24 protein-coding genes are annotated in these 25,942 nt (G+C 71.1%); 8 read left to right on the forward strand and 16 right to left on the reverse strand.

Annotated elements, in window-relative coordinates; all coding sequences use genetic code 11:
* Window positions 1-64 precede the first annotated feature (64 nt).
* Window positions 65-1,189 carry an acyltransferase family protein gene (locus ACIBHX_RS32825; RefSeq protein ID WP_397071240.1) on the reverse strand — a complete coding sequence of 375 codons (1,125 nt, stop codon included), beginning with the start codon at window positions 1,187-1,189 and terminating at the stop codon, window positions 65-67.
* 386 nt (window positions 1,190-1,575) lie between these two features.
* On the reverse strand, window positions 1,576-2,805 hold the full coding sequence (lysA, locus tag ACIBHX_RS32830) for a diaminopimelate decarboxylase (RefSeq protein ID WP_397071241.1): 1,230 nt from the start codon (window positions 2,803-2,805) through the stop codon (window positions 1,576-1,578).
* A gap of 122 nt (window positions 2,806-2,927) precedes the next feature.
* Between lysA and ACIBHX_RS32835 the strand changes: the two genes are divergently transcribed.
* From ACIBHX_RS32835 to ACIBHX_RS32855, 5 genes are read left to right on the forward strand one after another with little or no spacing between them, the layout of a single operon-like run.
* Entirely contained in the window at window positions 2,928-3,797 is an 870-nt protein-coding gene (locus ACIBHX_RS32835) for an ABC transporter substrate-binding protein (protein ID WP_397071242.1), read from the forward strand.
* A complete protein-coding gene (locus ACIBHX_RS32840) occupies window positions 3,794-4,630 on the forward strand; it encodes an amino acid ABC transporter permease (protein ID WP_397071243.1) in 837 nt (278 codons plus the stop codon). Before ACIBHX_RS32835 ends, ACIBHX_RS32840 begins: the two co-directional genes overlap by 4 nt.
* On the forward strand, window positions 4,627-5,385 hold the full coding sequence (locus tag ACIBHX_RS32845) for an amino acid ABC transporter ATP-binding protein (protein ID WP_397071244.1): 759 nt from the start codon (window positions 4,627-4,629) through the stop codon (window positions 5,383-5,385). The genes ACIBHX_RS32840 and ACIBHX_RS32845 overlap by 4 nt, the downstream gene beginning before the upstream one ends.
* Window positions 5,382-6,968 carry an amidohydrolase family protein gene (locus tag ACIBHX_RS32850; RefSeq protein WP_397071245.1) on the forward strand — a complete coding sequence of 529 codons (1,587 nt, stop codon included), beginning with the start codon at window positions 5,382-5,384 and terminating at the stop codon, window positions 6,966-6,968. Before ACIBHX_RS32845 ends, ACIBHX_RS32850 begins: the two co-directional genes overlap by 4 nt.
* Before the next feature lie 60 nt (window positions 6,969-7,028).
* On the forward strand, window positions 7,029-7,808 hold the full coding sequence (locus ACIBHX_RS32855) for a serine hydrolase (protein WP_397071246.1): 780 nt from the start codon (window positions 7,029-7,031) through the stop codon (window positions 7,806-7,808).
* A gap of 314 nt (window positions 7,809-8,122) precedes the next feature.
* On the opposite strand, the gene ACIBHX_RS32860 is transcribed toward ACIBHX_RS32855, so the two are convergent.
* From ACIBHX_RS32860 to ACIBHX_RS32905, 10 genes are all read right to left on the reverse strand, one after another.
* Window positions 8,123-9,046, reverse strand: coding sequence for a LysR family transcriptional regulator (locus ACIBHX_RS32860; protein ID WP_397071247.1), 924 nt, complete (start codon window positions 9,044-9,046; stop codon window positions 8,123-8,125).
* 9 nt (window positions 9,047-9,055) lie between these two features.
* The gene (locus tag ACIBHX_RS32865) at window positions 9,056-9,445 is read right to left on the reverse strand and encodes a DUF5360 family protein (RefSeq protein WP_397071248.1); all 390 of its coding nucleotides are present in this window, start codon (window positions 9,443-9,445) and stop codon (window positions 9,056-9,058) included.
* Entirely contained in the window at window positions 9,429-9,974 is a 546-nt protein-coding gene (locus ACIBHX_RS32870; protein WP_397071249.1) for a TetR/AcrR family transcriptional regulator, read from the reverse strand. The genes ACIBHX_RS32865 and ACIBHX_RS32870 overlap by 17 nt, the downstream gene beginning before the upstream one ends.
* A 30-nt stretch (window positions 9,975-10,004) precedes the next feature.
* Window positions 10,005-10,817, reverse strand: coding sequence for an ABC transporter permease (locus ACIBHX_RS32875; protein ID WP_397071250.1), 813 nt, complete (start codon window positions 10,815-10,817; stop codon window positions 10,005-10,007).
* On the reverse strand, window positions 10,814-11,674 hold the full coding sequence (locus ACIBHX_RS32880) for an ABC transporter ATP-binding protein (protein WP_397071251.1): 861 nt from the start codon (window positions 11,672-11,674) through the stop codon (window positions 10,814-10,816). The genes ACIBHX_RS32875 and ACIBHX_RS32880 overlap by 4 nt, the downstream gene beginning before the upstream one ends.
* A gap of 827 nt (window positions 11,675-12,501) precedes the next feature.
* Window positions 12,502-12,984 (reverse strand): Clp protease N-terminal domain-containing protein, encoded by a 483-nt coding sequence (locus ACIBHX_RS32885; RefSeq protein ID WP_397071252.1) that lies wholly within the window; start codon window positions 12,982-12,984, stop codon window positions 12,502-12,504.
* Window positions 12,981-13,226, reverse strand: coding sequence for a hypothetical protein (locus ACIBHX_RS32890; RefSeq protein WP_397071253.1), 246 nt, complete (start codon window positions 13,224-13,226; stop codon window positions 12,981-12,983). The genes ACIBHX_RS32885 and ACIBHX_RS32890 overlap by 4 nt, the downstream gene beginning before the upstream one ends.
* Window positions 13,227-13,501: 275 nt before the next feature.
* Window positions 13,502-13,693, reverse strand: a complete 192-nt coding sequence (locus ACIBHX_RS32895; RefSeq protein WP_397071254.1) for a hypothetical protein — start codon at window positions 13,691-13,693, stop codon at window positions 13,502-13,504.
* Between the two features lie 73 nt (window positions 13,694-13,766).
* Window positions 13,767-15,530, reverse strand: coding sequence for a proteasome ATPase (gene arc / locus ACIBHX_RS32900; RefSeq protein ID WP_397071255.1), 1,764 nt, complete (start codon window positions 15,528-15,530; stop codon window positions 13,767-13,769).
* A 204-nt stretch (window positions 15,531-15,734) separates the two neighbouring features.
* Complete coding sequence (locus ACIBHX_RS32905; RefSeq protein ID WP_397071256.1) at window positions 15,735-16,583, reverse strand: tRNA (adenine-N1)-methyltransferase; 849 nt, start codon at window positions 16,581-16,583, stop codon at window positions 15,735-15,737.
* Window positions 16,584-16,637: 54 nt separating this feature from the next.
* Here ACIBHX_RS32905 and ACIBHX_RS32910 point away from each other — a divergent pair, with 54 nt between their 5' ends.
* Window positions 16,638-17,723 (forward strand): GNAT family N-acetyltransferase, encoded by a 1,086-nt coding sequence (locus ACIBHX_RS32910; protein ID WP_397071257.1) that lies wholly within the window; start codon window positions 16,638-16,640, stop codon window positions 17,721-17,723.
* A 95-nt stretch (window positions 17,724-17,818) separates the two neighbouring features.
* Window positions 17,819-18,313, forward strand: coding sequence for a hypothetical protein (locus tag ACIBHX_RS32915; RefSeq protein WP_397071258.1), 495 nt, complete (start codon window positions 17,819-17,821; stop codon window positions 18,311-18,313).
* Here ACIBHX_RS32915 and ACIBHX_RS32920 read toward each other — a convergent pair.
* Window positions 18,288-18,647 carry a hypothetical protein gene (locus ACIBHX_RS32920; RefSeq protein ID WP_397071259.1) on the reverse strand — a complete coding sequence of 120 codons (360 nt, stop codon included), beginning with the start codon at window positions 18,645-18,647 and terminating at the stop codon, window positions 18,288-18,290. The genes ACIBHX_RS32915 and ACIBHX_RS32920 overlap by 26 nt on opposite strands.
* Entirely contained in the window at window positions 18,644-19,612 is a 969-nt protein-coding gene (locus ACIBHX_RS32925) for a DUF4145 domain-containing protein (protein ID WP_397071260.1), read from the reverse strand. Before ACIBHX_RS32925 ends, ACIBHX_RS32920 begins: the two co-directional genes overlap by 4 nt.
* A 200-nt stretch (window positions 19,613-19,812) precedes the next feature.
* Between ACIBHX_RS32925 and ACIBHX_RS32930 the strand changes: the two genes are divergently transcribed.
* Window positions 19,813-22,491 (forward strand): AAA family ATPase, encoded by a 2,679-nt coding sequence (locus tag ACIBHX_RS32930; RefSeq protein WP_397071262.1) that lies wholly within the window; start codon window positions 19,813-19,815, stop codon window positions 22,489-22,491.
* 574 nt (window positions 22,492-23,065) lie between these two features.
* Here the strand turns inward: ACIBHX_RS32930 and ACIBHX_RS32935 are convergent.
* Both ACIBHX_RS32935 and ACIBHX_RS32940 read right to left on the reverse strand, forming a co-directional pair.
* Window positions 23,066-24,547, reverse strand: a complete 1,482-nt coding sequence (locus ACIBHX_RS32935; RefSeq protein ID WP_397071263.1) for an FHA domain-containing protein — start codon at window positions 24,545-24,547, stop codon at window positions 23,066-23,068.
* A 244-nt stretch (window positions 24,548-24,791) separates the two neighbouring features.
* Window positions 24,792-25,928, reverse strand: a complete 1,137-nt coding sequence (locus tag ACIBHX_RS32940) for a site-2 protease family protein (protein WP_397071264.1) — start codon at window positions 25,926-25,928, stop codon at window positions 24,792-24,794.
* Window positions 25,929-25,942 lie beyond the last annotated feature (14 nt).

Raw genomic sequence — 25,942 nt, forward strand, 5'->3', positions numbered from 1 at the left:
TTCTGTCTATCCGCCGTTTATATGCCCGAGCCTATGCCCTTCACAGCGCCTCAAGGCCACAGAGTTATGGCACCGACGCCTTTTGAACCTGTACGGCGGACGTTGCGGGTGTTTGTTGGCGTCTGCGCGGACGGAGTATCCGCTGGATGGGACGCTCGGCGAGCGCGTAGACAAGGTAGGACAGGACGATCGCGGTCAGAACGGTCACGAGGGCGACGGCCCACGCGGGCAAAGTCTTGGTCAGGAGGGGGATGAGGGCCACCGCGACGACGGAGTGGAACAGGTACAGCGGGTAGGTCGTGCCGCCCAGCGCGGTGAGCAGCCTGGAGGGGCGCATCCGCAGCACGCCGAGGGCGACGAGCGACATGGCGGCGAAGATCAGCGTGATGGTCACGATGACGCTGACGTCGCCGACGGGCATGTTGGCGAATCCGGCCACCTTGATCCTGCTGTGCACGCGCTCGAGCGCGGAGTGCAGGGAGATGGCCCAGCCGGCGACGACGTAGAGCCAGGGCAGCCAGCGGGATCCGTGCTTGTGGATCAGGTAGAGCGACATGCCGGCGATGAAGTAGGGCGCGTAGCGGGGCATGACGATCTCGTTGAGCACCGGGTTGCCCAGGAGTTCGGCGCCGATCGCGGCCGCCAGCCAGATGCCGGCGAAGACCAGGACGCGCCCGTAGGTGACGCCGATGACGACCAGGATCGCCATCAGCAGGTAGAAGCGGAGTTCGGCCCAGAGCGACCAGTAGACGCCGTTGGCGTCGGTGACCTTGAACAGGCGCTGGAGCATGGTGGCGTTGACGGCGTACTCGCCGCCGGTCAGCTTGGGGTCGAGCGCCTTGGCCCCCATCACGCCGTAGAGCGCGGCCACCGCGGCCAGGCTCAGCCAGTACGCGGGATACAACCGGACGAACCTGGACCAGGCGAACGCCCCCAGCCCCTTCCCCCACACGGTCATCAGGATGACGAACCCGCTGATGACGAAGAAGAGCTCGACCCCGAGGATGCCTAACCCCGCCACCGGCGCCAGCCCGGGGAACAGGGCGGCGGGCCGTGCGCCCCAGACGGAGGCGAAGGCGACGAGGAGGTGGAAGGCGACCACGCTCAGCGCGGCGATGAACCGCAGCAGGTCGAGTTCGGCCAGCCGGCCGTCACTCCGCGCGCGCCGCGATCGAGAGGGGGAGTGCACGGGTATTGGACGCCACTCCTTTACCTTTGGTTCCCTCCCATCACTCCCGTTTCACCCCGAAACCACCCATCCGTACGGCTATCGCCACCTTCCCACCCCCACCAACGCCCCGCCCGCATAACGACTCACTTGGCATACATGGGCGCACTCCCAGGCGCCGCGTCGGCGAGGAGATGTACGGCGAAAGTCGGCGTCCGGTACGGCGGGCCAGGGGGTCCGTGGTGCCCGCGGAACGAAGCGCCGTGACGGCGAGCAACAGTCACCGACTCGCCGGAAGCGCCGGGCGCGGGCCCTCAGCCGGAGTGCGGCGGGCGGCCGTGAGCGGCGGCCCGCCGTACAAGAAGCTCAGGCGTGAAGCCGAGCAGCGGCCCGCCGTACAGGAAAAGTCATACGTAAAGCCGCAGAAGATCGGATTCCGTCTCTCGACGGACGATTTCCCTGCTGACCCCCTCGTGGACGGCGATGACCGGCGGGCGGGGCACATGGTTGTAGTTGCTGGCCATCGAGCGCTGGTAGGCCCCCGAGACGGGCACCGCGATCAGGTCCCCCGGCGCGAGGTCGGCGGGCAGGGGCAGGTCGCGGACGAGGATGTCGCCGCTCTCGCAGTGCTTGCCGACGACCGTGACCTCCCGCGGCGGCGCGTCCGAGTGCCGGGAGGCGAGGGCGGCGGTGTACGGCGAGCCGTACATGGCCGGGCGGGGGTTGTCGCTCATGCCGCCGTCGACGCTGACGTAGGCGTCCTTGATCGTGCCGATCCGGTAGAGGGCGACCGTGGTGGGCGCTGCGATGGAGCGGCCGGGTTCGACGGCCAAGTGCAGGTCGCCGATCTCCTTGCGCAGGGCGGTGACGACGTCGAAGGGCGTGGGCGGCTCGGGGTCGCCGGGCCGGTAGGCGACGCCGAGCCCGCCGCCGAGGTCGAGCCGGTCGACGCCCACCTCGCCGGCGAATGCCGCCATCTTCGCGGCGGCCTGGGCGAACCCGGTGGTGTCGAAGATCTGGGATCCGATGTGGGAGTGCAGGCCGTACAGCTCGAGCCCGGGGGTGTCCTGCACCCGGCGGGCGGCCTGGAGCGCGTCGCCGCGTGCCAGCGAGAAGCCGAACTTGGAGTCCTCGCCGCCGGTGGCGATGGCCTTGTGGGTGGCGGCGTCGACGCCGGGCGTGACGCGGATCATGACGCGCTGGGTCGTGGTGCCGCCGACGAGTTCGGCGAGCCGGTCCAGCTCGGCGAAGGAGTCGACGACGATGCAGCCGATGCCCCACTCGACCGCGCGGCGCAGCTCTTCGGCGGACTTGTTGTTGCCGTGGAAGACGACGCGTTCCGGGGGCATCCCGCCGGCTTGGGCGACGGCCAGCTCGCCGCCGGTGCACACGTCGAGCGACAGCCCGAGGCGGGAGATCCAGCGGACGATCTCCGGGCACAGGAACGCCTTGCCGCCGTAGTGGACGTCCCCGTCGGGCAGGGCGTCGAGCCAGGCCTGGCAGCGGGCCTCGAAGTCGGCCTGGTCCAGCAGGTAGGCGGGGGTGCCGTGGCGTTCGGCGAGCTCCCGCACGCCCAGGCCGCCGATCGACAGCTCTCCCCCGGTCCAGGTGGCGGTACGTGGCCAGAGATTCTCCATGACGGCCCACCCTAAGAACGGAGATGTCGCGGTTTTCACGAGCATCGACGGATTCGAGGGTCAGAGCCGTAAGCGTTCACGTTCGTTGGGCTGCCGAGACGGGTCCGGTCAGCATGTCGGCCATGCGAAAACACCTGGTCATCGCGGTCGCCGCGATCTGCGCGCTGAGCGCCGGCTGCGGCAGGTCCAACTCGGGCACGGCCGCACACGTGGACGCGTCGTCGGCGGGCAAGAGCGCCAAGGAGCTCGTGCCCGATCAGGTCCGCCAGTCGGGCGAGCTGCGGATGGCGACCTCGGAAGGCTATCCGCCGATGGAGATGTACAAGCCGGGTACACAGGAGCTGACCGGCGTCGACATCGACCTCGCCGCGGCCATCGCGGGCCGGCTCGGGCTGACGGTCAAGACGACCAACGCCGCCTTCGACGGCCTGATCCCGGGCCTGCAGGGCGGGCGGTGGGATGTCGCGATGTCCTCGCTCAGTGACACCGAGCAGCGCCGCAAGGCGGTCGACTTCGTCGACTACTTCAACGCCGGCGGCTCGATCATGGTCAAGAAGGGCAACCCCGAGGGCATCAAGACTCTCGAGGACCTGTGCGGCAAGAAGGTCGTGCTGGCCAAGGGCAGCTCGAACCTGGACATCGGCATGCGGCAGAACGAGAAGTGCGCGCAGAAGATGCAGATCATGCAGAGCGAGGACGCCCCGACCGGCCTGCTCACGATCGACTCGGGCCGCACCGTGGCCACGATCGTCGACTCCCCCGTCGGCCACATGTACGCCAAGGACACCGGCAAGTACGACGTGCTGTCCGAGCAGTACGACGCCGGCCCGTGGGGCATCGCGATCGACAAGCGCAACCCGGCGCTGCGCGACGCGGTGGCCAAGGCGCTGCAGGAGCTGGTCGACAGCGGCGAGTACAAGAAGATCCTCGACAAGTACGGCACGGCCGCCAACGCGGTGCCGAAGGTCACGATCAACACCGGCGCGTCATGACCGAATTGCCGATCGACGCGGTCAAGCCGCGGCGGCCGGGCCGCATGGTGGCCGCCGCGGTGGCCGGGCTGGTGCTGATCTGGCTGGCCTACACGATCATCGTCAACGAGAACCTGCACTGGGACGTGATCGTCGACTACCTGTTCGATCCCAGGATCCTGGGCGGGCTGCTGGTGACGATCGCGCTGACGCTGCTGTCGATGGTGCTCGGGGTGGCGCTCGGCGTGCTGGCCGCGGTGATGCAGCTGTCGGACAGCCCGGTGCTGCGCGGCGCGTCCGCCCTGTACACGTGGTTCTTCCGCGGCACGCCGCTGCTGGTGCAGCTGATCTTCTGGTTCAACATCGGGCTGGTGTTCCCGGTGATCGGTATCGGCGTGCCGTTCGGCGGGCCGATGTTCGTGCACTGGCAGGCCAACATGGTCATCACGCCGTTCGTGGCGGCGGCCCTCGGCCTGACGATCAACGAGGGTGCCTACATGGCCGAGATCGTCAGGGCGGGCATCCGCTCGGTCGACCCGGGCCAGCGGGAGGCGGCCGAGTCGCTGGGCATGTCGCACAGGAAGATCCTGCGGCGGGTGGTGCTGCCGCAGGCGATGCGGGTGATCATCCCGCCGACGGGCAACCAGTTCATCTCGATGCTGAAGACCACGTCGATGGTGTCGGTGATCGCGGGCGCGGAGCTGCTGACCGTGTCGCAGCGCATCTATCTGGGGAACTTCGAGGTGATCGCGCTGCTGATCGTGGCGTCCGTCTGGTACGTGGTGCTGACCAGCGTGGCCAGCGTGGGCCAGCACTTCCTGGAGAAGCGGTTCAGCCGGGGTGAGGCGTCATGACCATGGTGAGGATCCAGTCGGTCCGCAAGCGGTTCGGGCCGGTCGAGGTGCTCAAGGGCGTCAGCCTGGAGGTGCCCGAGGGCGGCGTGGTGTGCGTGGTGGGCCCGTCGGGCTCGGGCAAGTCGACGCTGCTGCGCTGCGTCAACCGGCTCGAGACGATCGACTCGGGCAGGATCTGGGTGGACGGCGAGCTGATCGGCTACCGCGAGCAGGGCGACAAGCTGCACCTGCTGCGGCCTGAGGAGCTGTGCCTCCAGCGCAGGAAGATCGGTATGGTGTTCCAGCGCTTCCACCTGTTCCCCCACATGACTGCGCTGGAGAACGTGATCGAGGGTCCCTGCTCGGTGCTGCGCACCCCGCGCGCCCAGGCGACCCAGCGGGCGCGCGAGCTGCTGGACCGGGTCGGGCTGGCCGACCGCGCCCACCACTACCCGGCGCAGCTGTCGGGCGGCCAGCAGCAGCGGGTGGCCATCGCCCGCAGCCTGGCCATGGACCCCAAGGTGATGCTGTTCGACGAGCCGACCAGCGCCCTCGACCCGGAGCTGGTGCAGGAGGTACTGACTGTCATGCGCGACCTGGCCACCAGCGGCATCACGATGATCGTGGTGACGCACGAGATGGGCTTCGCCAGGGAGGCGGGTGATCACCTGGTGTTCGTCGACGACGGTGTGATCGTCGAGGAGGGCCCGCCCCGCGAGGTCCTGTCCAGCCCGCGCCACGAGCGCACCCGCGCCTTCCTGGGGCAGGTGCTTTGAACCTCGACCTGTTGATACGCGGTGCCCTGCTCGCCGACGGCACCGGCTCTCCCCTGCGTCCCGCCGACGTGGGCGTGCGCGAGGGCCGCGTGGTGCTGCTTCCCCCGCGGGCCGACCTGGTACGGCGGACCGCGGCGGAGACCGTCGAGGCCGAGGGGCTGGTCGTGGCGCCCGGGTTCATCGACGTGCACACGCACTCCGACGCGGTGACGCTGCTGGGTCCCGACGCGTGGGAGCTGGCCGTGGCGCCGGTCCGGATGGGCGTGACCGTGGAGATCTGCGGCAACTGCGGGTCCGGGCTGTTTCCCGCGCTACCGGAGCGGATTCCGGACATGCGCGGGTCCAGCCGGGCAGGCTTCGGCGGCGACGTCCCGATTTTTCGCGACTTTTCGGGGTTTGCGGCGGCTCATGGGAGCGCTCCCCGGTCGAACCATCTGGCCTCGCTCGTCGGGCACGGCACGCTCCGCGCGGGCGTGGTGGGCTACGAGGATCGGGCGGCCTCGCCGTACGAGCTGGACATGATGTGCTCGCTGCTCGACGAGGCGCTGGCGCAGGGCGCGGCCGGGCTGTCGACCGGGCTCATCTACACGCCGGGCACGTACGGCGGCACGGACGAGGTGGTCGCGCTGGCGAAGGTGGCGGCGCGGCACGGCAAGCCGTACGTGACGCACCTGCGCGACGAGATGGCGCGCGTGGAGGAGGCGCTGGAGGAGGCGGTGCAGATCGCCCGCAGGAGCGGCGCGGCGCTGCACGTCTCGCACCACAAGACGGCGGGCAAGCACGCCTGGGGCCGTACCGAGCGGACGCTGGTCACGATCGCCTCGCTGCGCTCCTCGGGCATGGACCTCACCTGCGACGTCTACCCCTACACGGAGGCGTCGACGTCGCTGTCGGCGATGCTCCCGCCCTGGGCCAACTCCGGCGGCACCCAGGCCCTGCTGCGCCGCCTGCGTTCGGCCGCCGAGCGGGACCGCATGCGTCAGGCGATCTCGGACGGTGTCCCCGGCTGGGAGAACACGGTGGGCAACGGCGGCTGGGACCGGATCTCGGTGGCCTGCGCCGTACGGAACCCGTCGGTGGAGGGCCGCACGATCGCCTCGCTGGGCGGCGACCCTCTGGACGCCGCGGCGGACCTGCTGCTCGCGGAGGACGGCGAGGTGACCATCATCAGCCACTCGATGCGCGAGGACGACGTGCGGCGGGTGCTGGCCAGCGACTTCTCCATGATCGGTTCGGACGGCGTGCCCAAGCCCGGCCATCCGCACCCGCGTCTGGCGGGGACCTTCCCGCGGGTGCTCGGGCGCTACGTCAGGGAGCAGTCCCTGATCTCGCTCGAAACGGCGATCCACAAGATGACCGGCATGGCCGCTGACCGCTTCGGCCTCACGGACCGCGGCGTCCTCAGGGACGGGGCGCACGCGGATCTCGTCCTCTTCGACCCTCGCACGATCGCCGACGGCGCCACGTACGCTGAGCCGCTGCTGCCGCCGGTCGGGCTGCACACGGTCGTGGTCGCGGGCCGGATCGCCGTCCAGGACGGCACGGTCACCCCCGCCCGCCCTGGAACCGTGGTGACCCCATGAGGATCGGTGGAGGTCTCTGAGGTGGAAGGAAAGGGGGCGCTACGAACGGAGGCAGGGTACGTGGATGCGGTGGCGCGGATCGCGGAGGTCGCGGCCGAGTGCCCGGGGACGCTGGCGGTAGCCGTACGGGCCGTGGGCGAGCCGGGCGGGCTGCTCCTTGGCGTACATGAAGATGTGGAGTTGCCGCTGGCGAGCGTGGGCAAGCTGCTGCTGCTGGCCGAGGTGGCGATGAGCCTCGAGGGCGGCATCCTGGACGCCGAGGAGCGCGTGGCGCTGGAGGACGACGACTACTGCGGCGGCTCGGGGCTGCTGCTGGGGCTGTCGCAGCGGCAGTGGACGGTGGGCGACCTGGCCCTGCTGACGGCTGCCGTCAGCGACAACACCGCCACGAACGCGCTGCTCCGCCGCGTGGGCCTGGACCGCGTCAACGCCGCCGCGGCCGCTCTGGGCCTGACCTGTACCCGCCTGCTCGACCGCATCAGGGAGCCCCGCACGGACGCCGACCCGCCGACGTTCGCGCTCGGCACGGCGTCGGAGCTGGCGGGCCTGGCGGCCCTGGTGGCGGGCGGGCAGGGCTGGCAGGTGCAGTTGCGCGAGTGGATGCTCGCCAACACCGACCACGGCCTGGTCCCCGCCCTGGTACGCCACGACCAGGAGGCGGCCTGGATAGCCAACAAGACGGGCACGGATGACGGCATCCGCACGGACGTCGGCATCATGGGCGGCCTGGCCTACGCGGTCCTCGCCTCGGGCCCACCCGGCTCAGACCAGTCCCTCGTCGCAGCAGTACGCCAAGCCGGCCTAACCCTCTCCCACCTCCCCCAACCCCCCAACCCCTAGCCACCCAAAACGCCAACCCGGCGCGGTATACCCGCAACGCGCTCCGGTCGCCCGCCGTACGGGGCGCCGGACACCGGCGTACCACGTCTCGCCGACGCGGCGCCTTGGGTGGACCCCACCAGGGCGAAGAGCGCCACCGCCACGCCTGGAGAAACCACCTAGCCGCAGCTCCCGTCGCTCTGCCAGCCCTCCTGAACCGCGCGCTGGTCGCCCGGCCGTACGGGGCGCGTGGGCGTGCCTGGAGGGGCGTCGGTTCAGGGGGATGTCGCGGCTGGGATGCGTGGCGGGGCGTTGTTTGGTGGTGGCAGGGTGGGTTAGCGGAGGTCGGGGGCCAAGGAGTTGCGGAGTTGGGCGGCGGCGGTGCGGAGGTAGGCGAGGAAGGATCTGGCGGCGGGGTTGGGGTTGGTGGGTCGGCGGGCCACGCCGATGCGGCGGAAGAGTTGCGGGGTGACCAAGCGGCAGATCCCGACGCCCGTGACGCCCTGGAGGCCGAGGCTGGGGACCAGGGCGACGCCGAGGCCGGCGCGGACGAGGCCGATGGTGACCTCGTAGTGGTCGCTGCGGCAGCGGATCTGCGGAGTGAAGCCCTCCAGCGTGCTGGCACGCTCCAGGATCGACACCGGGTGCTCGGCGCCGAAGGTGGTGATCCAGGGTTCGGCGGCCAGGTCGGCCAGCCGTACCCGGGGGCGGAGGCTGGCCTGGTGGCCCGTGGGGACGACCAGCAGCTGCGGCTCGTCGAACAGGTGCAGCACCTCGACCCCTTCGGGGCACTGCCACGGGTCGAGCGCGTGCTCGAAGACGACCAGCACGTCGAGCGCGCCCCGCTCCAGGTCGGGCAGCAGCTCGTACGGCTGGCCCTCCACCAGGTCGAGCGCGACGCTGGGGTAGCGGGCGGCGAAGCGTGACAGCGCGAGCGGCAGCAGCCGGTAACCGGCCGAGGCGAAGAAGCCGATCCGCAGCTGCCCCGCGTCGACCCGGGCCTGGGCGAGCAGGTCCTTCTCGGCGGCCTCGATGATGTCGACGACCTCCTGGGCCCGGATGGCCAGGCGCCGCCCCGCCTCGGTCAGGCGCAGGCTCTGGGCGTTGCGTTCCACCAGGCCGACGCCGGCCTCGTCCTCCAGTTTGGACAGCTGGTGGGAGACGGCCGACGGCGACAGTTTCAGTATCCGGGCGGCGCCGGCGATGCTGCCGGTCCTGAACACCTCGAGCAGGATGCGGAGCCTGTTGCTGCTGAGCACATCGCCAGCCTAGAAGGCCCGCCGTACCAGCAGCGCCATGGCCGGCAAGGGGAAAAGCAGCAGGTAGAGGTTGGGGATCCACCACTGGAGCGTGAAGTCGCCGCGCAGGGTCCAGAACGCGACCGCCATCAGCCCGGAGGCCATGGTGAGCGCGAGCGAGACGAGCATCAGCGGCGGGCCGCTGGTCGAGCGCCTGCGCATCAGCCACAGGCTGGTCAGCCCGGTGGCGGAGGCGAGCAGGTCGATCCAGAGGAAGGACCAGTTCCACGCCACCATGAGCGGGTCGCCGTAGTCGGCGAACGCCCACGCGGCCGGGACGAGGCCTAACCCGGTGACCAGGAAGTAGGCGACGAACCCCAGGTCGGTGGCGAGCATCAGCGCCTTAGTCGTTCTGAGCACGCTCGATCAGCTCCAGCAGGTAGCGGCGGGTGCGGGCGTGCAGTTCGGGCCCGGGCTCGCCGAGCCCGAACATGCGGACCGCCCACCAGCCGTCCACGGCCAGCCGGATCGCGGTGGCGGCGGCGGGGTCGAGTCCGTCGCGGGTGAGGCGGTCCTGCCAGGCGGCGAACCGCTGACGGAGCGGCTCCAGGCCCGCCGGGTCGACCAGGATCCCGGCCAGGAGCGCCGCGGTGAGCCGGTCGGCGGGCACGGCGGTGTGCTCCTCCGGGATAGTGGCGTCCAGGTAGGAGCGCAGGTAGTCGCCCGGTCTGTCCCCCGCCTGGGCCAGCGCGGCGTCGAACGCCTCGGTGAGGCGGCGCACCAGCCCGTCGACGAGGGCCTGTTTGGTGGGGAAGTGGTAGAACAGGCCGCCCTTGGACACTCCTGCCCGCTGGGCGACGGCTTCCAGCGTCAACGCGCCGGCGCCCTGGGTCAGCAGCACTTCCCCGGCTGCGTCGAGGAGGCGTTCACGCGAACTCGGTCTCGGCACACCTGAAACTATACCGGCTGACCGGTACAGTTACACCACTCGCTGGAGGGCGCGTTCGCGGCGGGCGGCCACGACGGATCCCGACTCGCGCCTGGCCATCCTGCGCAGCACGATCGGCGCCAGCACCAGCCCGAGGACCGCCCACGCGCCCAGTACGGCGACGGTCTCCAGGTGCCGCCACGACTGCCCGATCTCCACGGCTACCGCGGCATCGGGCAGCAGCGCCGAGCGCATGCCCAGGCCGAGCCAGTAGAACGGGAACGCCTGGGCGACGGCCTGCACCCACTCCGGCAGCGCGGTGACCGGGTAGAAGATGCCGGAGATCGCGATCAGGCTGAAGATCGGCAGCTGGAGCAGCCCCTGGCTGCGCACGCTGGTGAACGCCGATCCCAGCACCGCGCCCAGCGGCAGGCTCGCGACCAGCCCGAGCACCAGCACCCAGCCCAGCGCCACGACGTCGAAGCGGAGCCCGTCGACGAGGAACGTGCCCGGGATCAGGAAGATCGCCAGATCGGCCAGGACGCTCCCTGCCACCAGGACGACCTTGCCGACGAGGTAGGCGCGCATGCCGCCCGGGGTGGCCTTGGCCCGCAGCAGCGTGCCGTCCTCACGGTCGGCGGTCAGGTACTGGCTCATGCTCACCATGCCCATGGCCGCGTTCAGCCCGAGGATGCTGGGCAGCGCCAGCGTGCCGAGCGGCAGCCCGGTGGCGCGGAAGCCGGTGTCGCGCAGGAAGTAGACGGCGGCCAGCGTCATCACGGGCCACAGCAGGTGGTTGAGCACGTCGCCCACGTTGGTGAACGACTGCCTCAGCTCGATCAGGCCGCGCCGGAAGGCATTCATCGCCTCGTCCCCTCGTTCTCGGCCTGGCGGACCAGCGCCAGGTAGGTCTGCTCCAGGGAGGCCCGATGGACCTCCAGTTCCCTGACCCGCTCGCCGTACTGGGCGAACAGCTCGCGGACGAAGGCGGTGGAGTCCGGCGTCGACTCGGCACGGCGCCGCCCGTCGAGCGTCCAGCGGACCTCGTCCTGCCCGGCGATCTGGCGGGCCAGCTCGGCGGCGGTGCCGTCGGCGATGATGCGGCCGCCGTCGAGGATGACGATGCGGTCGGCCAGTTTCTCGGCCTCGTCCAGGTCGTGCGTGGTCAGCAGGATCGTGGTGTCCAGGCTCCGTACGACGTCGTGGAAGTCGCTGCGCGCCACCGGGTCGAAGGCGGCGGTCGGCTCGTCGAGGAACAGCACCTCGGGCCGTCCCACGATCCCGATCGCCACGTCGAGCCGCCTGCGCTGCCCGCCGGACAGGGTGCGGATCTTCTTGCCCGCGTGCTCGGTGAGCCCGACCGCGTCGATGAGCCTGTCCGGGTCCCACGGGTCGGGGTAGTAGCGGGCCTGGTGGGCCAGCAGCTCGCGTACGCGCCACTTGCCGTGGTCGCGCCACGACTGCAGCACGATCCCCAGCCTGGCGCGCCACCGCTCGTCTCCCCTGGCCGGGTCTGTGCCCAGCACCTGGATACGGCCGGCCGAGCGCATCCGGAAGCCCTCCAGGATCTCGATCGTGGTGGTCTTCCCCGCGCCGTTCGGGCCCAGGAGTGCCAGGACTTCGCCTTGGCGGGCCCGGAAGGTCACCTCGTGCAGGACGTCGGTGGAGCCGTAGCGCATCCGCAGTCCTGCGACGTCCAGCGCTAGCTGGTCGCTCGTCATCACTTCACCTTTCTCTGGCGGTACTTGGGGGGTGAGAAGCCGGGCATGCCCGGGACCCGGCTCCTCCGTTTCGGGGCAGGAGCCATCGCGACCGCGCCGCATCCACGGCGGGTCGTCTTGGTTGGTCAGCGCAAGAGCCTTGCCTGCGGCGCACGAAGCACTACGGCTCGCAGCGGAGGCCTGAAGGTCGGCGTCCCAGGCCCGATGGACGGGGGTGGCGTCCCGGGCCCGATGGACGGGGGTGGCGTCCTGAGCACGCAAGCCGCCCCCCGCTTCCGGCCCAGCGCCCTGGCCAGGCTGAGGTTGTTGCCTGGGTGCGGCTGTGAGCGCCATCGGCGGCTGCGCCCGAGATTCCGCCCGCGACGGCAGGTGCCACGCGTGCATGAGCCGCCGAAGGACCGGCCAATACTTGAAGTGCCGGCCCGCGCGAAGTGCGAGAGCCAGCCAAGCGCGACAACGCGAGGGCCAGCATGCAACGCGCGAATGCCTGCCTGCCGCTGCGCGAAGCGCCAGCCCGTACGAAGTGCGAGACCAGCCAGGCGCGACAGCGCGAGGGTCAGCGGCCGACGGGCGAGTGACCGCCTGCCGCTGCGTGAAGCGCAGGCTTCCAGCGCGGACGCATTGCGGGCGGCATCCAGGCGCGACAGCGCAAGAGATAGCGGCCCAAGCGCGAAGCTAGACCACCCGCCCACACCCCACTCCCCACACCCGACGCCCGAGGCGCGAGCCGCGAGGGTGTGGCCGCGCGACAGGTCGCGCTCAGCGGGAGGCGGGCGGGAGCGCTGGTCGGAGGGCGAGGGGGCAGGCCGACGGGCTGGGCTTGAGGGTTAGGGGGTGGGGCTTGTGAGGGTTTGGTGGACCTCGTCGAGGAGGGCGGTGCGGTCGGTACCGGCTAGGGCCAGGGCTCGGGGAACAGTGCCCACCTCGGCCTGCAGGATACCGAGGAGCAGGTGGCCCGAGCGCAGGTCCCGCTTGCGGGAGGCCGAGGCGAAGCCACGCTCGAGGGCGAGCTTGGCCGAAGCGCCCAGGTCCGGGTCGCGGGTGTGGTCGGGGGTGGCGGGCGGCAGGTCGAAGGCGGCGCGCGACACCCCGGCCACGGCCAGGCTGTGGTCGAACTCGCGCGCCAGCGCGTCCCTGATGGCCCGCTCGTCCAGCCCCGCCCCGGCCAGGACCCGCTGGGCCGAACTCCCGGAGTTGGCGGCGATCGCCAGCAGCAGGTGCTGCGCCTCGACCGTCGCCGACCCCTCCTTCTGTGCCTCGGCCCCCGCTTGGACGATGATCGTGTGGAGGTACTTGTCGAACGCGCTCACTGTCGTCTCCTCAGCGTGACGCCCGCGGCGATGAGCCGCTTGGCGTGCTTCTTGTGCACTGCCTGGCGCGTGATGCCGAGCGCCTCGGCGACCAGTGGCCAGCTCCATCCCGCACGCATCGCCTGCTCGACGGCGGCGTCCTCCAGCTGGTCGGCCAGGCGCCGCAACGCCACCACGGCCGCCAGCCCGTCACCGGGGTCCTGCGATGCGGGATTCTCAACCTCGGGCATACAAGCAACCATAGTTGACTACACCTCCGATAGTCAACTCAGGTTGCTAGCCGGTACGGCAAGCCGCCCCACCGGCCGCCCGCCGTCGTGCGCTGACGGCCCGCGACCGGCGCTACCGGCGAGTCGGTGACGCTTGCTCACCGCCACGGCGCTCCATGACCCGGGCACCACGGTCTTCCTCACCCGCCGTAGGACTTTCGGCGTATCCGGCTCGTGGGAGGGCCTTCGTGGGTGCCTGGGTCCGGCCCAGGCCGGTTCCGTGCGTCGTGGCGGCGCGCAACCCCGCATCACCGGAGGAGCGTCTCCCTGGACAGGGCCCAGCCGAAGTACGGCGGTTGGCGGTGGGGCGGCTTGCCGTACAGCAGCAGCGCGACAGAACACCGGAGGAGCGTCTCCCTGGACAAGGCCTGGCCGAAGTGCAGCGGGTGGCGGTGGGGCGGCTTGCCGTACAGCAGCAGCGCGACAGAACGGCAGGACAAGCGAAGGGGCGCCGGCGGCCCAAGCGAAAGGGCCGTGCGGGAGAGGATCCCGCACGGCCCTTCGATGAAACGGCTACAGGTACTGGCCGGTGTTGGCGACCGTGTCGATGGAGCGACCCGCCTCGGTGCCCTGCTTTCCGGAGACCAGCGTGCGGATGTAGACGATCCGCTCGCCCTTCTTGCCGGAGATGCGGGCCCAGTCGTCGGGGTTGGTGGTGTTGGGCAGGTCCTCGTTCTCGGAGAACTCGTCGACGCAGGCCGTCAGCAGGTGCTGCACCCGCAGACCCTTCTGCCCGCTTTCGAGGAACTGCTTGATGGCCATCTTCTTGCCCCGGTCGACGATGTTCTGGATCATCGCTCCGGAGTTGAAGTCCTTGAAGTACAGGACTTCCTTGTCGCCGTTGGCGTAGGTCACCTCGAGGAAGCGGTTCTCCTCGCTCTCGGTGTACATGCGCTCGACGACCGACTGGATCATGCCGTGGATGGTGGCCGCGCGCGAGTCGCTGTGCTCGGCCAGGTCGTCCGGGTGCAGCGGGAGCTCGGTGATGAGGTACTTGGAGAAGATGTCCTTGGCCGCTTCGGCGTCCGGCCGCTCGATCTTGATCTTGACGTCCAGGCGGCCGGGCCGCAGGATCGCCGGGTCGATCATGTCCTCGCGGTTGGAGGCACCGATGACGATGACGTTCTCCAGGCCCTCCACGCCGTCGATCTCCGACAGCAGCTGGGGCACGATGGTGTTCTCGACGTCGGACGACACGCCCGATCCTCGGGTCCGGAAGATCGAGTCCATCTCGTCGAAGAACACGATCACCGGGGTGCCCTCGGAGGCCTTCTCGCGCGCCCGCTGGAAGACCAGCCGGATGTGCCGCTCGGTCTCACCGACGTACTTGTTGAGCAGCTCCGGGCCCTTGATGTTGAGGAAGAAGCTCTTGCCTTCCTGGCCGGTGCGCTCGGCGACCTGCTTGGCCAGCGAGTTGGCGACGGCCTTGGCGATGAGCGTCTTGCCGCAACCGGGAGGCCCGTACAGCAGCACGCCCTTGGGGGGACGGAGCTTGTGCTCGCGGAAGAGGTCGGCGTGCAGGTAGGGCAGCTCGATGGCGTCCCTGATCTGCTCGATCTGCCGACTGAGGCCGCCGATCTCCTCGTAGGAGATGTCCGGCACCTCCTCCAGCACCAGCTCTTCCACTTCGGACTTGGGGATGCGCTCGTAGACGTAGCCGGAGCGCGGCTCCAGCAGCAGCGAGTCGCCCGCCCTAATCGGCTGGCCGACCAGTGATTCGGCCAGGCGGACGATGCGTTCCTCGTCCGCGTGCGAGATGACGAGGGCGCGTTGGCCGTCCTCCAGCATCTCCTTGAGCATCACGATCTCGCCGACGGACTCGTAGCCGAGCGCTTCGACCACGTTGAGCGCCTCGTTCAGCATGACCTCCTGGCCACGCCTGAGCGAGTCGACGTCGACGGCGGGGCTGACGTTCACCCGCAGCTTGCGTCCGCCGGTGAACACCTCGATCGTGCCGTCTTCTCTGGCCTCCAGGAAGGTGCCGAAACCGGATGGCGGCTGCGCCAGCCGGTCGACCTCCTCCTTGAGGGCGACGATCTGGTCCCTGGCCTCCTTGAGTGTTGCCACCAGGCGCTCGTTCTGGCCTGTCACGGCCGCGAGATTCGCCTGTGCCTCGTGGAGACGTTCTTCGAGGACTCTGGCCTGACGGGGTGACTCGGCCAGCTTCCGCCTCAGCGCGGTGATCTCCTCTTGGAGGAAGGAGACCTGTGTTGTGAGATCAGCGACCTCCCGTTCGCGCTGCGCGGCTCGAGCCTCAGCATCATCGCGAGCTGCCACGCCCCGTCACCTCCTTCCCAGTCGAGGGCGACTACTAAGGACCTTACCTATCTCGGGCCCCTCCGTAACCTGGCCGGGCAGTGTTCGTAGAGTGACAATCAGTACTCGGCGAATAATCCCTAATAGTGCGTTTAATACACCCAGCATATGAACACGGCGATCTGTTCCCGTGTCACGCACCAACGCACCCTCGTGGCCAAATTGTCATAGTTCTTCCGTGGTCCCCTTCGGTCGTCGACGCCGCGGCGGCGCCGTGACGCCGTCCGCCATGCGCCTGGCGGTGACGAGGAACCCCGTGTGCCCGATCATCCGATGGTCGGGTCGTACGGCGAGCTGTTCGACATGCCAGTCGCGAAGGAGGGTCTCCCACGCGTGCGGCTCGGTGAAACTCCCGTGATCGCGAATCGTCTCCACCGTCTTGGACAGCTGGGTGGTCGTGGCGACGTAACAGCAGATCACGCCGCCGGGCGTCAGGGCCTTGGCGGCGGCGTCCACGCACTCCCAGGGGGCGAGCATGTCCAGGATCACGCGGTCGACGTCGATCTCGTCGATGGCCTCGACCAGGTCGCCGACCACCAGGCGCCAGCTGTCCGTCTCGCCGCCGAAGAACTTCTCCACGTTCTTGCGCGCGATGTCGGCGAAGTCGTCACGCCGCTCGTAGGAGGTGACGTGGCCCTCGGGCCCGACGGCGCGCAGCAGGAAGCAGGTCAGCGCGCCGGACCCGACGCCGGCCTCGATGACCCGGGCGCCGGGGAAGATGTCGGCCATGCCGACGATCATCGAGGCGTCCTTGGGGTAGACCACGGCGGCGCCGCGCGGCATGGCCAGGGTGTAGTCCTGCAGCAGGTGGCGGAAGGCCAGGTACTGGGTGCCGCCGGAGGAGCGCACCACGGAGCCTTCAGGCAGCCCGATCAAGTCGCTGTGCGGGATGGCGCCCTTGTGCGTGTGGTAGACGCCGTCCTGCTTGAGCGTGATCGTGTGGCGCTTGTTCTTGGGGTCGGTGAGCTGCACCTGATCCCCCACCTGAAACGGCCCATGCCTGCGGAAACCCATGGCGGCAAGGTTAATGGCTTTCGGACGTGCCCTGACGCGCGATATCTATGGAGGATGCTCCCGCGCCAAGTGCTCTCCGCCGGCCCGCTCGTGCTGCGGCCGCCGTCCGCCGAGGACCTCGATGCGATCGTGCGGACCTGCAACGACCCCGAGATTCAGCGTTTCCTGCCGCTGCTGCCCTCCCCGTACGGCAGGCAGGACGCCGAGGCGTATCTGAAGATCGCGGCGGACAAGTGCGCGGAGTTCACGATCACCCGCGACGGCGCCTACGTGGGCGCGATCGGCCTGCGGTCGCCCGACGCCCACGGTTCCGCCGAGATGGGCTATCTGGTCGCGCCGTGGGCGCGCGGCCAGGACGTGGCCGGCACGGCCGCGAGGGCGGTGGCCGAGTGGGCGCTCGACCACGGCCTGCAGCGGGTGGAGCTCCAGACGGAGGTGGAGAACGTGGCCGGCCTCCGGGTGGCCCTCAAGGCGGGTTTCCACGAGGAGGGCCGCAGGCGGGACGCCAAGCGGCTGCGCGACGGCCGCCTGGCCGATTTGGTGACCTTCGGGCGCGTCCCGCGCGACTCCGGTGAGCCGGCCGAGCCGTATCTGCCGTTCTTCCCGGGCGGCGAGCTGAGCGACGGCGTGGTACGGCTGACGCCGATCGGCATCGAGGACGCCGCCGACTACCACCGGATGATGAACGAACCGAGCGTGGCCGCTTACACCGTGGGCCGGGAGTCGACGCTGGAGGACGACGAGCGCCGCATGCGCTACACCGGCTACTGGTGGGCGTCGGGCCAGCGGATCGAGCTGGCCGTCAGAGACGCCGCGTCCGGCGCGTTCGCCGGGCACCTGCAGCTGGCGCAGGTGACGCAGGTGCTCGGGCAGGGCATGGTCGGCTACTCGCTGGTCCCGGAGTTCCGCGGCCGCGGTTTCATGACGCGGGCGGTGAACCTGCTGGTGGAGTGGGTCTTCGCCAACACCGCGGTGCGCAGGATCGTGGCCGGCACCGAAGTGGCGAACACCGCCTCCCAGATGGTGCTGACGCGGGCGGGCTTCAGCCGTGAGGGCCTGCAGCGCGAGCTGTTCCCCGCCCAGGACGGCACGTACGCCGACGACGTGGAATGGCTCCGCCTTCGTCCCAAGAACATGTGAAAAATCCGACTTTCCGGTTGAGGTCTGGTCAAGCGCCGTCGGCGGAGTGATACTCCGAGTCACCGCCCATGCGCGCTCTCGCATCGAGGATTCCCATGCCTTCAGCCAGGATCGAGTTCATCGCGGCCTTTTCCCGCCTGGACGGCGCCGAGCTGATGTCGGAGCTGACCGCCTTCGCGGCGGCCGTGCTGGCCGTGGACTACGCCGGATTCGTCCGGATCGATCGGCTGCGGGAGGCCGCACACCCGCTGCACGTCCTCGCGCCGCCAGGCGATCCGCTGCGGGTGCGCGCGTGGCTGGCCGAGTCCGGGGTGCTCAAGGAGCTGGCACTGTCCTCCGATCCGGTACGGCTGGCGCGCGACCCGTCGGTGGGCGAGCCCGGCTTCCTGGCCACGCCGGTGCCGATGGCCACGCTCGACCACGGCTACCTGTGGGCGGCCGGGCGCGGCTTCTGCGAGCGCGACGAGCACCTGCTCGGCCGGTTGTCGGCCGCGGCGGGACGGGCGCTGGAGGCGGCCTGCGAGCTGGAGGCGGCCGCCCGGATGCTGCGCGGGGTGCAGGCCTTCAGCCGTCTCGGATCGCCTGCCTGATCAGCGTGTCGACCTGGCGCAGGACCAGGTCGAGGTCCACGTCGCCGCGCAGGTCCAGCTCGGTCACGCGGGGGCCCACGCGGAACTTGAGCGTCACCTCGCCGCCGCGCATCCGCAGCCACAGCTCCACCGTCCGCGTGAGCGCGGCCCGCTGCCGGTCGGACTCGACCGTCACCAGCAGCGCCGGGTCGGCGCCCATCCGCCCGGGCGCGGGCGCGCGCTGCTCGAGCCTGACCCGGCCGCGCAGCGCGTCGACGTCGCGCAGCCACTCCTCCAGGGAGTACAGCAGGTCGGGCTCGCCTTCCAGGCTCACGTCGGGCACGGGCGTCCTCATTTCACGATGGCGGCGGTCCTGGCCGACGTCAGCCGGATCAGGTCGGCGGGGGCCAGCTCCAGCTCCAGGCCGTGCCTGCCGCTGGCGACGTAGACGCTCTCCTGGCCGGCCACGGCGCTCTCCATGACCGACGGCAGGTACGGCAGGGCCAGCGGGCTGAGCACGTCGGCGGCCACGGCGTCGCCGAAGCGGGCCACATCGGCGCGTTCCGCGAGCCTGGCCTGCCTGGCGCCGAACGCCGCGGCCAGGGCGTGCTCGTCGACGCGGCCCTCGATGGGGGCGATGGCCTGGACGGCGTGCTCGCCGAGGTAGAGGATCACGGCCTTGAGCATCCGGGGGGCGGGCACGCCGAGCGCCTCGGCGACCGCGCCACGGGATTTGGTATGGGCCGGATCGTGGGAATACGGATGGGCGACGAATGGGGTCCGGGTTCTGCGGAGAAGCCTCGTGGCCGCCGTTTCCATGGCCATGCTTTTCTGGAGGTTTTTCGGGGGTTTTGCCCGCCGTACCTGAAATTCCCGAAATTTCGGGGAAAAGAGGTAAAGGTAATCGATGAGTGCTTCTGCGAGTTCGACCGCGCCGGCGGCCTCGCCCCTGCCGAGGCTGTGGCCACCCAGGTGGGCGGCGGCGTTGCCGAGTTCGCGCAGTTCCTCGGCCCAGTTCAGCAGCCAGCCGTCGATCACGCCGCGTCTGCGCAGTTCGCGCAGGGCGTGGAAGAGCGTGCGCCCGGTGACGCCGTGCTCGGCGCAGACCGCCTCGAGCAGGCGCCTGACGTGCACCACGGCCGCCGCGGGCGACCCGGCGCGCAGGCAGGTCCTGGCGTGCACGAGCTCCTCGCGGATCGCGGACGGCACGTCCTGGCCGATCTCGCGGCCGGGGCTGGGCCACAACACGCGGGCGGGCCTGGCGGGCAGATCCTCGGGGTCGGCGTCCGGCGCGGGCTCGCTCGACAACAGCAGGAGCACCTGCCTGCAGCTCTGGCAGACGGCCAGCGAATACGGCCGTAATTCGGCGGGCAGGAATGACTTGTGCGGGCCGTCCGGTTCACGCGCCAGAGTGTGACGATCGCATCCCGGGCAATCGACGTCGAATTTCGCCCCCCACCGCGCCACAGAACGCAAGATATTCGATCACATACGGAGCATCAAGGGCGTAACCTCCGATTATGAGGACCTGGCCGTTCGCCGGTCGCAAGCAGGAGCTGGAGCACCTCGTACGGCTGGCGCGCGACCCCACCGCGCAGGGCGTGCTCATCGCGGGCCCCGCCGGGGTGGGCAAGAGCCGGCTTTCCGGGCAGGTACTCGGCGCCTTCCGCCCGGAGAAGGTGCGGCTGCTGCCGATCCGGGCGACCAAGGCGGCCAGTGCCATCCCCAACGGCGCGCTGGCCGACCTGATCCCCCGCGACCACCCTCCGCACCTGGTCAACACGCTGCGCTGGGCGGGCGAGGAACTGCTGCGGCACGCCCAGGGCAGGGTGCTGGTGCTGGCCGTGGACGACGCGCACCTGCTCGACGGCCACTCGGCCGAGGTGATCAGCGCGCTGGTGCGGGCGGGGCAGGCCCGGCTGGTGGCCACGGTCAGGACCGGGGAGCCCGCGCCCGACTCGGTGACCGGGCTGTGGCGCGACGGGCACGTGCGGCGCTTCGACGTGGAGCCGCTCAGCGAGGGTGACCTGGCGGCCGTGCTGGCCGCCGTGCTCGGCGGGCCGCCCGACGACGCGACCGTGAAGCGGCTGGCCGAGATCACCGAGGGCAACGCGCTGTTCCTGGTCGAGGCGGTGGCGGCGGCGCGCGCCTCTGGAGCGCTCCACCCCATCCAGGGCGTGTGGAAGCTGACCGGCGACCCGCCGATGGCGCCGCGGCTGGCCGACCTGATCCACGAGCGGATCGGCGCGCTGTCGGTGGAGCTGAAGGCGGCGCTGGAGTACGTGTCGTTCGCCGAGCCGATCGGGGTGCGGCCCCTGTCGGAGCTCTGCACGGAAGAGGTGGTGCTCGAGGCGGAGGAACGCGGGCTGGTCAGGGTGGGCGTGGAGGGGCGGCGCGAGGTCGTGCGGCTGGGCCACCCGCTGTATGGGGAGGTGTCGCGGGAACGGTGCCCGCCGCTGCGCCGGCGTCGCCGGCACGCGGATCTCGTGGCGGCGCTGGAGCCGACCGGGCTGCGGCGCGGGGAGGACCTGCTGCGGATCACGGTGTGGCGGCTGGCCGCGGGGCTCGGCGCGGCGCCCGAGCCGCTGCTGGCCGCCTGCCGGCTGGCGTGGGCGGCGCACGACTACCCGACGGCGATCCGGCTCGGCCAGGCCGCTCTTGACGCGGGCGGCGGCACGGCGGCCGCCATCCAGCTGGCGACCGTTCTGGACTACGCGCAGCAGCCGGACCGGGCGCGCGCCGTCCTGGACGCCACGCCCGAGCCCGCCGACGAGCCCACCCGGGCAAGGCTCGTCCTGGCGCGGGCCAGCAACCTGGCCTGGGGCGTGGACCGGCTCGGCGACGCGCTCGAACTGCTGGCGACCTCCGGGGAGTCGCTCACCTCGCCCGCGCTGCGCGCCGAGCTCGCGGTCCGCCGCCTGTCCCTGACGGCTTCGGCCGCCCGCCCCGCCGCCGCGCTCCGCCTCAGCGACACCCTCCTCGCGGCCAGGTCTCCTGAGGCCTCCGCCACCCCGTCTGAGGCCGGATCCCTGACCGGTGCGGCTGGACGTGCCCGTGTCAGGTCTGGGGCCGGGTCGCGGGCGCAGGTGCTGAGTTCGCGGGCGCTGGCGCTCTGCTACGCCGGCCGTACCACCGAGGCGGTCGAACTGGTGCGGGAGGCGCTGGACGGGGCCGCGGCGTGGCGGGACGAGATCCCGGCGCTGGTGTCGCCGCTGCACTCGACGTGGGCGATGTGCGGCTACTTCGCCGGCGAGCTGAACGTGGCCGACGAGGCGATCGCCTCCATGCGGGCCGAGCTGGCCGGGCAGCGGGGCTGGTCGCGCGGCGAGGGCAGCCTGGCGCTGTCACGCGGGCACGCGGCCACGCTGCGCGGCGAGCTGGGCGCGGCGCTGCTGATCCTGCACGCGCCCGCCAACCACGAGACCGCGCTGACCGTGGGCGGGTGCATGGGCGCCTACGCGCTGGTGCTCGCCCTGCGCGGCGAGGCGGCGGCCGCCCGGCACAGCCTGGAGGAGGCGCTGGCGCGCAACCGTGCCACGTGGACCGGGTTCGTGCGCTGGGTGGCGCTGACCCGGGTGTGGATCGCGGCCGCCTCCGGCGAGGTGGACCGGGCGGTCGAGCTGGCGCTGGCGGCGGCCGCGGATTGCCGGGAGGCGGGGCTGGCCTCGTTCGAGTCGGTGGCGCTGCACGACGCGGTCCGGCTCGGGTCTCCGGTCTCGGCGCTGCCCCGGCTGGAGGAGCTGACCGCCGTCCAGGACGGTCCCCGGGTACGGCTGGCCGCCCGGCACGCGCGCGCCCTGGCCGCCGGGGACGCGGCGGGGCTCATGGAGGTGTCGGCCGGGTTCGAGTCCCTGGGGATGCGCCTGTTCGCCGCCGAGGCGGCCGCCCAGGCCGCTGCACTCCTCACCGGCGCCGGGTCGGGCCGCGCGGCGCGCTCGGCGGCCACCGAGGCGTGGTCGCTGGCGGGCGCCTGCCAGAGCCCCGACACGCCCGCCCTACGCGGCCTCGCGGCCCCCACGCTCACGGGCAGGGAACTCCAGGTGGCCAAGCTCACGGCCGCCGGCCTCTCCCACCGGGAGATCGCCGACCGCCTCGGCATCGCCCTCCGCACCGCCATGAACCACCGCAACCAGGCCTACTGGAAACTCGGCGTCAACTCCCCCACCGACCTCGCCCGAGCCCTCACCCGCTTCACCTAGCCCCCATCCCCGGCACACCCCAGACACCCACCCCTGAGCCCTGACGCCCCCCAGAACCCACGACCACACTCCTACGGGACCCCCGGCACCCACCACCGCACTGCCACGACGCCTGGACCCCCACAGCCGCACCCCCACAACCCCTGCCCACCCCGGTAGCGCCCCAGGGCGGCACCCCCAGCTCCACTCCCGGACACCCACGACTCCGCTCCTGCCGAGACACCCACGGTCCCGCCTCCGGGCACCCACGGCTGCGCTCCTGCGGGCGTACCCGCGGCTCGGCTTCCGGGCGGCGGGACGTGGGTCGGCGAAGGTCGGCGCCCTATGCGGCGGCCCGCCAGAGACCATGGTGCCCGGATCACGCATCGCCGTGACGGCGAGCAACAGTCATCGACTCGCCGGAAGCGCCGGGCTCGGGCCCTCAGCCGGAGTACGGCGGGCGGCCGTGAGCGGCGGCTCGCCGTACAAGCGAACCAAGAACTGGCCGTACAAGCGCACCAAGGACTCGTCGCACAAGCGCACAAAAGGCTACGGCGGGCCGAGGAAAGAAGTCGGCCCGCCGTGAGAGAAGAAGTTAGCCCCGGTGGCCCTCGAAGCGCATCGTGCGGGAGACGCCGACGCGGACGGTGGTGCCGGGGGCGATGGTGACGTCCTCGTTGGGCGGGATGTCGTAGAAGTTCGGGTCGCCCGGGGGCTGGATCTGGGTGCCGTTGACCGAGCCGAGGTCGACCAGGTTGACGTCCCAGCCGTTGAGGCGGACCCGCAGGTGGCGGCGCGACACCGAGCCGTCGGGGCTGGTCACCTTGGCCGGGCGGGCCGAGCCGTCGGCCACCTCGGGCGCGCGCTCGGGGTCGCGGCCGAGCAGGTAGTCGGTCTCCAGCGGCAGCGCCGTGCCGTCGTCGAGGATGAGCACGCCGAGCGAGGGCCGCGGCCCCCGGTACGGCACGAGCGTGCGCTGCACCAGGGCGATGCCGCAGACGGCGCAGTAGGGCGCGCGCGGGTCGTTGAAGTGGTCGTTCTTGCAGTCGACGCCGTAGACCAGGGGCCGGTCGCCCTGCTGCTCCTGCTCGATCGGGGGCGGCCCGGGCTGCTCGAAGTGCTCCTGCGGGCCCATCGGACCCTGCTCGGGCGGGCCCATCGGCGGCTGGTCGAAGTGCTGCTCCATCGGCGGCGGCTGCGCGGGCTCGTACTGGTCGGGCACGGTGCCGTTGCCCACCGCCGGCTGGTCGTCGTAGGAGGGGAAGTGGCCCGGCTGCTGCGGCAGCGGCGGCGGCTCCTGGGGCGGCAGGAACGGCGGGTGGTCCTGCGGGATCAGCGGCTGCGGCCCCGACGGCGGGCCCGCGACGAAGTCCTGACTCGGCGGCCCCGAGACGAAGTCCTGCGACGGGGGGCCTGCGGCGAAGTCCTGCGACGGGGGACCCGCGGCGAAGTCCTGCGGCGGAGGGCCCTGCACGCTGATCGGCGGCTCGGGCATCGGGTACGGTGCCGGCTGTGGCGGCGGGCTCGGCTGGAACAGCTCGGGGTCTTCGAAGCGGGCCGTGTTGGGCAGGTCGACCGTGGCCGGGCGCGAGGGGGCGGGACCCGCGTCGGACAGGTCGCAGACGATGCCTCCGCCGGGCACGACGCCGCCGTCCAGCCGCACCGCCGGGTGCGGCTCGCCGGCGTCGGGCAAGCTCAGTCGCACGCTGTGCACCGGCCCGTTGATCAGGCGGTCGGCCCACGTCATGGAGTCGCTGCCGGCCAGGCGCGTCTCCCCATCGGCGGTGGTGACGGTCGCGGCCGCCGATCCGCTCACCAGTACGGCGAAGCCGCTGCCCACCGGTCCCGCCACGGCGCACGTGACGGGGTCGTCGGCCATGTTCGCGGCGAGCACCTGGGCGGCCCTGCGGGCCAGCACCCTGCCGTCTCCGCCGGAGGCCACGGTCTCGCGCAACGCCTCGAGCAGGTCAGTGCCGGCGGCCTCCGTCTCGTCACACACGAGCAGCAGCCCGCCCGTGTGGGCGACCAGCCCTTTCCCCGGAAGCGGACGCACCACCCCGAAGCCCTGGTCCGTCACTGAACTCTCCTCCCCGGAAGCCGGCGATGTCACGGCGCCACCAGCCATACGCATACCCAGACGGCGGCGGGCTGTCGCCCGTTCACCGTCTCGATTCGATGAACCGCTGGATCACGCCCTAAGTGTGCCAAGCGTGACTAAACCGAACACTATCGGTCAGGCCACGGATCCTCGAATCGTGGTAATCAGCCGATCACTCGATACGACACTAGCCGGGGCTCGTCCCTTAGACGAGTGGGACAATTCAGACGCCGCTGAAAACCCGGTTCACGTCTGCAGTGGCCAGCACGCCGTAGATCTCACCGCTCCGCTCGACGAGCAGGTACTCGGCGGAGGGCGTCTCGCGCATCGCGTCGATGAGCGGCTCTCCCGACAGGTCGGCCGACAGCACCATCGCGGGCTCCAGCGACTTGGCCAGCGAGCCCACGTTCACCCATGGGCGGCGGTGCTCGGGCGTGGCCTGGACGGAGGCCTCGTTGACGATGGCCACCGGACGGCCCTCGTGGTCGATCACGACCATGGCGCCCGCCCCGCGTTCCGCCGCCTGGCGCAGCGCCTCCGACAGCGGCGTCTCGGCCGTGACCGGGATCGCCCTGCGGGCCAGGCTGCGCGCCTGCACCCGCGGGATGCGCGCCCTGATGCGCGCCACGCGCAGCGACTGGCTGGCGCCCATCCAGATGAAGGAGGCCAGGATCAGCGGCCAGATCAGGCTGGTGAACTCGGCGTTGCGCCCGCGGGCCATCGTCATGGCCAGCGGCACCACGACCAGCGCCACCGCCAGCGCCCTGCCCACCCAGGCGGCCGCTACGGTGCCGGCGCCCGGGCTGCGGGTGAGCTTCCACACCCCGGCCCGCAGCATCCGCCCGCCGTCCAGCGGAAGACCGGGCAGGATGTTGAACACGCCGACGATGAGGTTCGACACCCACAGCTGCCTGACGAGCACCTCGGGGATGCCGCCACCGTTGACGAGCAGGAGGTCGGCCAGCCCGCCCAGCCCCGCCAGTCCCAGGCTCAGCGCGGGCCCCGCGGCCGCCACCATGAACTCCTTGCCCGGCGTCGGCGGCTCCTTCTCGATCTCGGACACGCCGCCGAGCAGGTAGAGCGTGATGCGGCGCACCGGCAGGCCGTACCACTTGGCAACCACGCTGTGCGCCAGCTCGTGCAGCAGCACTGACACGTACAGCAGCACCGCGAAAACGAACGCGATCGCGTAGACGGCCGTCACATCGAGGTCGGGCAGCATGTGCCGCCACTGCTCGCCGAAGCTCCACGTGATCAGAGCCGCCACGATGAACCACGTCCACGACACGTAGACCGGGATGCCGAAGGGCTTGCCCATACGGAAGCCGGAGAATTCCTGCCGCGGGTCCTGCTCGCTCACACTGCTCCTGACGT

The organism is Nonomuraea sp. NPDC050536, assembly GCF_044457685.1.
In the GTDB taxonomy this organism is placed as follows: domain Bacteria; phylum Actinomycetota; class Actinomycetes; order Streptosporangiales; family Streptosporangiaceae; genus Nonomuraea.